Below are 1,601 nucleotides of genomic sequence, written 5' to 3' on the forward strand. Positions count from 1 at the left end.
GTGAGGCCCGCCGGCCCGGCACCGACCACGGCGATCCGGCGCCGGCGGCCCAGGGCCACCGGGACGGGCGCGGCGTACTCCGGCTCCGTCTCCCGCCCGGCGCGGGGGTTCATCAGGCACGAGACCTTGGCCCCGGTGAACACGTGGTCGAGGCAGGCCTGGTTGCAGGCGATGCACGGGGTCAGGGTCCGAGCGCGCGGGTCGCTGATCGCGGCCATCCACTCGGGGTCCGCCAGCAGGGGCCGGGCCAGCCCGACGAGCGCGGCGGCCCCGGACGTCAGCGCCTCCTCCGCCTCGGCGGGGGTGGTGAGCCGGTTGGAGGCGATCACGGGGATGTCGACGGCGGCGGTCAGGTCAGCCGAGGCGGCGAGGAACGCGGCGCGCGGCACGGAGGTCACGATGGTCGGCACGCGGGACTCGTGCCACCCGATGCCGGTCATCAGGACGTCCGCTCCGGCGGCCTCGAAGGCCCGGGCGGTGTCCGCGATCTCCGCGCGCGTCTGCCCGTCGGGGACGAGGTCCGCCGCCGAGGTGCGCACCGAGAGCACGCCGCGCTCCCCCAGCGCCTCGCGCACGGCCGCGACCACCGCCGCCGGGAACCGGCGTCGGCGCTCGGCGTCGCCCCCGTACTCGTCCGCGCGTCGGTTCGTCGCCGGGGCGAGGAACTGGTTGAGGAGGTAGCCCTCCGAGGCCATGATCTCCACGCCGTCGTATCCGGCCTCCAGGGCCAACGTGGCCGCGCGTGCGAACGCGTTCACGGTCCGCTCGATGTCCGCGGCCGTCATCTCCCGGGGCGTGTGCCGCGAGATCGGGGCTCGCACCGCGGAGGCCGAGACCAGGTCGGCGCTGGGGGCGTAGCGCCCGGCGTGCAGCAGCTGGGCGAGGATCCTGCCCCCGGCGGCGTGGACGGCGTCCGTGACGACGCGATGGGCGCGCGCGTCCTCCTCGCTGGCGAGCATCCCCCCGCCCAGCGTCACCGTGCCCTCCGGGACGACGCCCAGGCCGCCGGTGACGATGAGTCCGACGCCGCCGCGTGCCCGCTCCGCGTAGAACGCCGCCAGCTGCGGCAGGTCGTCGTGCCGATCCTCCAGTCCCATGTGCATCGAGGCCATGACCACCCGGTTGGGCAGCGTGAGGGGGCCCAGAGTGATCGGCTGGAGCAGGGGCGAGACCGCGACGGGTGAAGATGTCATGCAGCTCACATTACCGGTCGGTAGCCCCCTCCTTCCAGGACCGCCTGGGGACACGCTGTGTCCGACGCCACTGCATAGGGCAGGATGGGGATCACACGTCGACGCGCGGCAGACCCGTCCGCGCACCCGACACGGAGGGGAGCGCACGCATGGAGTGGATCGAGGCGAACGCGGGCTGGCTGTGGCTGGTGCTGGCCGCCGGCCTGGCCGGCGTCGAGCTGCTGACCCTCGACCTCGTCTTCCTGATGATCGCCGCCGGGGCCGGCGCGGCGGGAGTGGTCGCGCTCGTGGGCGGCCCGCTGGCGCTCCAGCTCGCGGCGTTCGCCGCCGTCGCTCTGCTGATGCTCGCCGCCGTGCGCCCCGTCGCGCTGCGCCACCTGCGCAAGGACACCGGCGCCGGCGCCTCCT

2 protein-coding genes are annotated in these 1,601 nt (G+C 75.1%); one reads left to right on the top strand and one right to left on the bottom strand.

Features of this window, described 5'->3' with window-relative positions:
- Window positions 1–1,193, bottom strand: a 1,193-nt coding sequence (locus HMPREF3105_RS12270) for a 2,4-dienoyl-CoA reductase FMN-binding domain-containing protein (RefSeq protein WP_141762546.1), incomplete at its 3' end; no start/stop codon positions are given.
- A gap of 149 nt (window positions 1,194–1,342) precedes the next feature.
- On the opposite strand from HMPREF3105_RS12270, the gene HMPREF3105_RS12275 reads away from it, so the two are divergent.
- A partial coding sequence (locus HMPREF3105_RS12275; protein WP_371441118.1) for an NfeD family protein occupies window positions 1,343–1,601 on the top strand: 259 nt, incomplete at its 3' end.

Origin of the sequence: Micrococcus sp. HMSC31B01 (assembly GCF_001816085.1) — a bacterium.
Taxonomy (GTDB): domain Bacteria; phylum Actinomycetota; class Actinomycetes; order Actinomycetales; family Micrococcaceae; genus Micrococcus; species Micrococcus luteus.